This window comes from uncultured Flavonifractor sp. (assembly GCF_944387675.1).
In the GTDB taxonomy this organism is placed as follows: Bacteria; Bacillota; Clostridia; order Oscillospirales; family Oscillospiraceae; genus Flavonifractor.
Genome location: NZ_CALXFV010000103.1, coordinates 1 through 7,680, shown reverse-complemented (window position 1 = coordinate 7,680; position 7,680 = coordinate 1). Strand labels below are relative to the sequence as shown.

Here is a 7,680-nt window from a genome sequence, read left to right as displayed (position 1 = left end):
GGGCATCAGCCGCCTGCTGACCATCAATTTAAATGACGTGGAAAAAGAGCTGAATATCAAATGAGGAGCGTTGGAAATGGAACAAGCGTATAAAGCCCGCAGGATTATGGAGCGCATGTCCATTGTAGCGGCACTGCTGATCTGCCTGTCGCTGGTTATCCAATTTATTCTGCTGTTTGTGGCGGGTCTGGTGCTCATCGCCGTGGCTATTGCCATTTTGCACCGCTACTGGCGCTGCCCGGACTGCGGGAGCTTTTTGGGGGTCAACAAAACGGACAAGTGTCCCAACTGCAAGCGGCCGATTGAATAGGAAAGGAATTTGGAGCACATGGGCTTTTTTGAAAAAATCAAAGCGGGTCTTACCCGCACCAGGGAAAACATCGGCCACTCCTTTGACCAGCTGTTTGCCGGGGAGCTGGACGATGACTTCTACGACGAGCTGGAGGAGACCCTCATCCTGGGGGACATGGGAGTGGACACCACCCTGAAGGCGGTGGAGGAGCTTCGCCGCCGGGTGAGGGAGGAGAAAATCAAGGAGATGGATGCCGCCCGGGTCTGCCTGCGGGACATCCTTGCCGGGATGCTCCAGGTGGGCCAGCCGGAGCTCCAACTGGCCACTACCCCCTCTGTGGCCCTGTTCATCGGGGTGAACGGGGTGGGTAAGACCACCACCATCGGTAAGCTGGCCGCCCGGCTGAAGGGGGAGGGCAAGCGGGTGCTGCTGGCCGCCGCCGACACCTTCCGGGCCGCCGCCGCCGACCAGCTGGAGATCTGGAGCGGTCGGGCGGGGGTGGATCTGGTGCGGCAGCACGAGGGGGCCGACCCCGCTGCCGTGGTGTTTGACGCCCTCACCGCCGCCAAGGCCAGGGGGTCCGATGTGATTTTGATTGACACCGCCGGGCGGCTGCACAACAAGCAGAACCTGATGAACGAGCTGAAGAAAATCAGCCGGGTGGTGGACCGGGAGCTGCCCGGCTGCGACCGGGAGACCCTGCTGGTGCTGGACGCCACCACCGGCCAGAACGGCCTTATCCAGGCCAAGCAGTTTAAGGAGGCCGCCGGCATTACCGGCATCGTGCTCACCAAGCTGGACGGCTCGGCCAAGGGGGGCATTGTCATCGCCATCGCCCAGGAGCTCCAGGTGCCGGTGAAATACATCGGCGTGGGGGAGGGTATTGACGATTTGATGCCCTTCGAGGCCCAGAGCTTTGTGGAGGCGCTGATTTAATCGCAGGGGCCGATGTCCGCATCGGCCCCCATTGGGAGGTTTTTGTCATGGCAAGAATAGACGGCCGGGCCAACGACCAGCTGCGGTCTGTGGAAATCATACCCCATTTCAGCCGCTTTGCGGAGGGCTCCTGCCTGATCCGCTGCGGCAACACTCAGGTGCTGTGCTGCGCCAGCGTGGAGGAGGGCGCCCCCCGCCATGTCCCCGAGGGGGAGGGATGGGTGACGGCGGAGTACTCCATGCTCCCCCGGGCCAACCGGGAGCGGTCCAAGCGGGACATCGCCAAGTTGAAGCTCTCCCCCCGCTCGGCGGAGATCCAGCGGCTGGTGGGCCGCTCCCTCCGCGCCTGCGTGGACAGGAAAAAACTGGGGGAGCGGACGGTCACTGTGGACTGCGATGTGCTCCAGGGAGACGGGGGAACCCGCACCGCCTCCGTCACCGGGGGCTATGTGGCCCTGGCCCTGGCTCTGCGAAAGATCGGGGCGGCGAATGCCCTGACAGGCTCGGTGGCGGCGGTGTCCGCAGGCATTGTGGGGGACGAGCTGCTGCTGGACTTGTGCTACGAGGAGGACTCTGCCGCCCAGGTGGATTTAAACTGCGTGATGACAGGGGCGGGGGAGCTGGTGGAGCTTCAGGGGACCGGTGAGGGCCGGAGCTTTACCATCGCTGAGCAGCGGGCCTTGGTGGAGCTGTGTGCCAAGGGTATCGGACAGCTGCGGAACATCCAGAAAGATGTGCTGGAGGGATAGAACATGAAACTGGTATTGGCCAGCAAGAATGCCCATAAGCTGGTGGAGCTGAGGGATATCCTCTCTCAGCTGGGGGTAGAGGTGGTGCTGGAGTCCGACGTGGGGGTAGACGTGGAGGTGGAGGAGACCGGAGCCACCTTTGAAGAGAACGCCTATTTGAAGGCCCACGCGGTGTGTGAGGCCGCCGGCCTGCCCGCCATCGCAGATGATTCCGGCCTGTGCGTGGACGCCCTGAACGGCGCCCCGGGGGTGTATTCCGCCCGGTACGGCGGCCCCGGCTTGGACGATGAGGGCCGCTACCGGCTGCTGCTGGAGAACCTGCGGGGCCAGCTGGACCGGCGGGGCAAGTTTGTCTCCGCCATCTGCTGCTGCTTCCCCAACGGGGACAAGGTGGAGGCCAGAGGGGAGTGTCCCGGCACCATTGCCTATGCCCCCAGAGGGGAGGGCGGATTCGGATATGATCCGGTGTTCTTCGTGCCGGAGCTGAAAAAGACCTTTGCCCAGCTGACGGCGGAGGAGAAGAACGCCATCTCCCACCGGGGCAAGGCCCTGAACAAATTCAAGACGGAATTGGAGAAGTATTTCAATGGAACTGACCAGTAAACAGCGCGCCCAGCTCCGGGGCTTGGCCAACGGCATCGACACCATTCTCCACGTGGGCAAGGACGGTATCGGGGCCAACCTCATCAAGCAGGCAGACGACGCCCTGGAGGCCCGGGAGCTCATCAAGGGCAGGGTGCTGGAGAACAGCCTGCTCACCAGCCGGGAGGCTGCCGAGGAGCTGGCAAAGGCCACCCGCAGCGAAGTGGTGCAGGTGATTGGAACAAAATTTGTTTTGTATCGTCCAACCCATAACAAGGAGAAAAAGGACAGGATCATTCTGACGGCATCCAGGAAACGGGATTAAACCGGAGGAGGTCTTTGCATGAAGCTGGGTATTTATGGCGGAACCTTTAACCCCCCTCATCTGGGACATCTGGCGGCGGCTCGGTTTGCGCTGGAGGCCCTGGAGCTGGAGCGGCTGCGCTTCATTCCGGCGGCAGAGCCCCCCCACAAAGCCATGGAGGAGAACAGTCCCAGCCCGCGGCAGCGCCTGGCTATGACGGCCCTGGCGGCGGACAGCCTGCTCCAGCCCGGCCGGGTGGAGGTCAGCGGAATGGAGCTGGAGCGCTCGGGCAAGAGCTATACGGTGGATACCCTGGAACAGCTGAAACAGGCAAACCCCGAGGCGGAACTCTGGCTGCTGATGGGAACGGATATGTTCCTCACGCTGCAAACCTGGCGGGAGCCGGAGGTGATTACCCGCCTGGCGGGAATCTGTACCTTCGCCCGCGCCCAGTCGGACAGCATACGTACCCTGACCGCCCAGGCGGAGGAGCTGCGCCGGCGCTTTGGAGCCTCTACCCGGGTGCTCCAGCTGCCCCGTATTGTGGAGGTATCCTCCACCCAGCTGCGCCGGATGCTGGCGGACGGGGACGGACAGGAGTACCTGCCCCCGGCAGTGTACGGCTACATCATCCGCCACGGGCTGTACGGCGTTCGGTATGACCTCAGGCACCTGCCCGACCGGGAGCTGCGGGCCTGCTCCTACTCCATGATCCAGGCCAAGCGGATCGCCCACGTGCGTGGAACGGAGGAGGAAGCGGTGCGCCTGGCCCGGCGCTGGGGGGCTGATGAGGAGAAGGCACGCCGGGGCGCCATCCTCCATGACTGCACCAAGTACCTGAACATGGAGGAGCAGTTGCAGCTGTGCAAAAAATATGGTATTGTATTGGATGACTTGGAGCGGCAGGCGGTGAAGCTCCTCCATGCCAAGACGGGGGCGTGTGTGGCCCGGGACGTGTATGGGGTGAGCGACGACGTGTATGAGGCCATCTTCTGGCATACCACCGGAAGGGCGGACATGAGCCTGCTGGAAAAAATCCTCTATATCGCCGACTATATGGAACCCAACCGGGACTTTCCCGGCGTGGAGCGCCTGCGGGAGCTGGCCTATCGGGATTTGGACCAGGCGGTGCTGGCGGGAAACGAAATGAGCATCCAGGAAATGAAGGAGAGGGGACTGCCCGTGCATCCCAATACGGTGCGGTCCAGGGATTGGCTGAGGAGCAAATGAAACGGAAAGGAACCATAAAAGCATGAATCCGGAACACAGAAAGAGCACCCAGGGCGGCGCCCGGCTGGAGAAGAAACCAACGGCGTCCCGCCGACGGGAGAAGAAACCCAGACCTCAGCTTACCCGAAAGCAAAAGACGCTGCGCATCCTGTTCCTTGTCCTGACGGTGATTGCGGCCGTCATTGTGGTGGCGGCCATCGCTTATAGACTCCTGGTGGTCAAGCCGGAGCCTCCCGGCATCACCCCGCCGGCCATGGAGAGCAGCGGCGAGATTGGAGATTATGGTGATGGTCCCCGCCTGTATGGGGACCGGAAGGAAGATTTCTTTACCTTCATGCTGCTGGGCCGGGATACCGGAGGCGGCGGCAACACGGACACCATTATTGTAATGTCCTACGACATTCCCAACCAGAAGCTTAATGTTATCAGTATTCCCCGGGACACCATGGTGAATGTGCCATGGGATGTGAAAAAGATCAACTCGGTCTACAACTATGCCCCTTACTATGATAAGGACGGGGTGGAATTTGTGCGGGAAGAGGTGTCCTACCTCATCGGTTTCCAGCCCGACTACACCTTCGTCGTGGAATGGGAGGCGGTAGGCGAACTTGTGGACGCAGTGGGGCCTGTTACCTTTGATGTGCCAGTGAAGATGGACTATGAGGACCCGGATCAGGATTTGTATATCCACTTGGATGCAGGTGTGCAAGAGATTGACGGGGACAAGGCGATGCAGCTGCTACGCTGGCGGAAAAACAACAAGATTGTGGATGGAAAGCTGGTTATTTACGGCGGATATCCCAATGGCGACCTGGGCCGAATCGAGACCCAGCAGGCATTTTTGAAGGTACTTTTTGAAAAATGCCTCACCAGCATCGGGTTAGATACCATTCCTCAAATGGCCAAGATTTTTGTGGATAATGTGGACATCAGTGATAATCTGACCATGAACAACATCGCCTGGTTTGCCCAGGAGGCTGTGCTGGGTGGCTTGTCGGTGGAGGATATTAACTTTGTCACTCTGCCGATTACCAGCGCCTATGCTTACAGCCGGACCTACGGACAGGACCTGGATTATGTGGTTCCCATTGCTGATGAGATGCTGGAGATCATCAACCAGTACTTCAATCCCTATCTAGAGGATCTAGAGTTGAACGAGCTGGATATTATGTCAGTAAATGCGGATGGCACCCTGTCCTCCACACGGGGTGTGGTGGAGGATACCAAGGCCAATGCTGCCGTTCAGAGTAGTAAGCCCAGTAGCAATCCGGAACCGGTGGAAACGGTTGAGCCTGTGACGGAGGTAAGCGAGACACCCGCTTCTAGTCCGGAGGCTGCCGAGAGTCCGGCGGTCTCCCCCAGTATCCAGCCCGCTGAGAGTCCCGCAGCCAGTATCACCCCGGAGGCGACGCCTACGCCGCCGTCCGAGCCGGCCGCCACCCCTACGCCGGCAGTTACCCCCACGTCGGCTGCCACCCCTGCGCCGGTTTCCACGCCTGCCGCTACGGAAGAGATTGAATACGGCCCGGGTATGGAGCCCGTGGCATAAAGGAGAGTTATAAATGACGCCTAAGGAAATTGCCTTCGCTGCGGTAAAAGCCCTGGACAGCAAGAAGGGACAGGATATCAAGGTGCTGGAGACCGCCAGTCTGACCACCCTGGCCGACTACTTCGTGCTGTGCTCCGCCACCTCCACCACCCAGATCAAGGCTCTAGCCGATGTGTGCGAGCATGTGCTTAAGGAAGCGGGAGAGCCTCCCCATCACATTGAGGGCCACCGGGGCGGCACCTGGATTCTGCTGGACTTCTCCTCCGTAGTGGTCCACATCTTCAATGACGAGGCCCGGAAGTTCTACGATCTGGAGCGGCTGTGGAGCGACGCCACTCCTGTGGATTTGAGCGATGTGCTGACAGAAAACTGAACCTGTGTGTGGAAGCGCGTCCGCCTATTTTGGGCGGACGCGCTTTTTCCGGTGGAATACTTGCAATCAGGACGCATTTCCAGTATAATATTACAGATTGCATCCGGCCTGAGGCCGCAGCCAGAGTTCATAGGAAAGCGTGAGAGATTTGAAGTACGATTTTGCCGCCATTGAACCCAAGTGGCAGAAAAAGTGGGCGGAAGAAAAGACCTTCCGCTGCGAGAACCACAGTGACAAGCCCAAGTTCTACGCCCTGGTGGAGTTCCCCTACCCCTCCGGACAGGGCCTGCATGTGGGCCACACCCGCCCCTATACCGCCATGGACGTGGTGGCCCGGAAGCGCCGGATGGATGGGTACAATGTGCTCTTCCCCATGGGGTATGACGCCTTCGGCCTGCCCACGGAGAACTATGCCATCAAAAACCACATCCACCCCGCCAAGGTGACCCACGACAACATTGAGAACTTCACCCGGCAGCTGCACATGCTGGGCTATTCCTTCGACTGGGACCGGGTCATCAACACCACCGACCCCAGCTACTACAAGTGGACCCAGTGGATTTTCCTCCAGCTCTGGAAGCACGGCTTGGCCTACAAGACCACCATGCCGGTGAACTGGTGTACCTCCTGCAAGTGCGTGCTGGCCAACGAGGAAGTGGTGGAGGGCGTGTGTGAGCGCTGCGGCTCTCCTGTTATCCGCAAGGAGAAGAGCCAGTGGATGCTGAAGATCACCGAGTACGCCCAGCGGCTCATTGACGATCTGGACGAGCTGGATTTCATCGAACGGGTGAAGATTCAGCAGAAGAACTGGATTGGCCGCTCCACCGGCGCGGAGGTCACCTTCAAGGCCACCACCGGGGAGGACATCGTGGTATTCACCACCCGGCCCGACACCCTCTTCGGCGCCACCTATATGGTTCTCTCTCCCGAGCACGCTCTGGTGAAGGGCTGGCTGGAGGGGGGCAAGCTGGCCAATGCCGACGAGGTACGTGCCTATCAGGCCGCCGCCGCCTCCAAGTCCGATTTGGAGCGCACCGAGCTGAACAAGGAAAAAACCGGCGTGTGCCTGGACGGGGTGAAGGGAATCAACCCCGTCAACGGCAGGGAGATTCCCATCTTCATCTCCGACTACGTGCTGGCCACCTACGGTACCGGCGCCATCATGGCCGTCCCCGCCCACGACGACCGGGACTGGGAGTTTGCCAAGAAATTTGGCTGCGAGATTATTGAGGTTGTCTCCGGCGGGGAGGACGTGCAGAAGGCCGCCTTCACTGCCAAGGACGAGACCGGGATTCTGGTCAACTCCGACTTCCTCAACGGCCTGACGGTGAAGGATGCCATCCCCGTCATCACCAAGTGGCTGGAGGAGAAGGGCATCGGCGAGGCCAAGGTGAACTACAAGCTGCGGGACTGGGTGTTCTCCCGCCAGCGGTACTGGGGTGAGCCCATCCCCATGGTGTGGTGCGACAAGTGCGGCTGGCAGCCCCTGCCCGAGGACCAGCTGCCCCTGCTGCTGCCCGACGTGGATTCCTACGAGCCTACCGACGACGGCGAATCCCCCCTCTCCAAGATGACAAGCTGGGTGAATACCACCTGCCCCTGCTGCGGCGGCCCCGCCAAGCGGGAGACCGACACCATGCCCCAGTGGGCCGGCTCCAGCTGGTA

General features: G+C 60.6%; 9 protein-coding genes. All 9 read left to right on the top strand.

Annotated features, from left to right (window positions below):
• Positions 1–76: 76 nt before the first annotated feature.
• Positions 77–310, top strand: coding sequence for a hypothetical protein (locus Q0J74_RS09410; protein WP_297213822.1), 234 nt, complete (start codon positions 77–79; stop codon positions 308–310).
• 18 nt (positions 311–328) lie between these two features.
• Positions 329–1,228: a signal recognition particle-docking protein FtsY gene (gene ftsY / locus Q0J74_RS09405; protein ID WP_297213817.1), complete on the top strand. Its 900-nt coding sequence runs from the start codon at positions 329–331 to the stop codon at positions 1,226–1,228.
• A 47-nt stretch (positions 1,229–1,275) separates the two neighbouring features.
• Positions 1,276–1,977: a ribonuclease PH gene (gene rph / locus Q0J74_RS09400; protein ID WP_297213814.1), complete on the top strand. Its 702-nt coding sequence runs from the start codon at positions 1,276–1,278 to the stop codon at positions 1,975–1,977.
• 3 nt (positions 1,978–1,980) lie between these two features.
• Positions 1,981–2,580 carry an XTP/dITP diphosphatase gene (locus Q0J74_RS09395; RefSeq protein ID WP_297213811.1) on the top strand — a complete coding sequence of 200 codons (600 nt, stop codon included), beginning with the start codon at positions 1,981–1,983 and terminating at the stop codon, positions 2,578–2,580.
• The gene (yhbY, locus tag Q0J74_RS09390) at positions 2,564–2,884 is read left to right on the top strand and encodes a ribosome assembly RNA-binding protein YhbY (RefSeq protein ID WP_297213808.1); all 321 of its coding nucleotides are present in this window, start codon (positions 2,564–2,566) and stop codon (positions 2,882–2,884) included. Before Q0J74_RS09395 ends, yhbY begins: the two co-directional genes overlap by 17 nt.
• A gap of 18 nt (positions 2,885–2,902) precedes the next feature.
• Positions 2,903–4,093: a nicotinate (nicotinamide) nucleotide adenylyltransferase gene (nadD, locus tag Q0J74_RS09385; RefSeq protein ID WP_297213805.1), complete on the top strand. Its 1,191-nt coding sequence runs from the start codon at positions 2,903–2,905 to the stop codon at positions 4,091–4,093.
• Between the two features lie 22 nt (positions 4,094–4,115).
• Positions 4,116–5,642 carry an LCP family protein gene (locus tag Q0J74_RS09380; RefSeq protein ID WP_297213802.1) on the top strand — a complete coding sequence of 509 codons (1,527 nt, stop codon included), beginning with the start codon at positions 4,116–4,118 and terminating at the stop codon, positions 5,640–5,642.
• 13 nt (positions 5,643–5,655) lie between these two features.
• Positions 5,656–6,015 (top strand): ribosome silencing factor, encoded by a 360-nt coding sequence (rsfS, locus tag Q0J74_RS09375; protein WP_297213799.1) that lies wholly within the window; start codon positions 5,656–5,658, stop codon positions 6,013–6,015.
• A 148-nt stretch (positions 6,016–6,163) separates the two neighbouring features.
• The coding region (gene leuS / locus Q0J74_RS09370; RefSeq protein WP_297213825.1) for a leucine--tRNA ligase at positions 6,164–7,680 on the top strand (1,517 nt) is incomplete at its 3' end.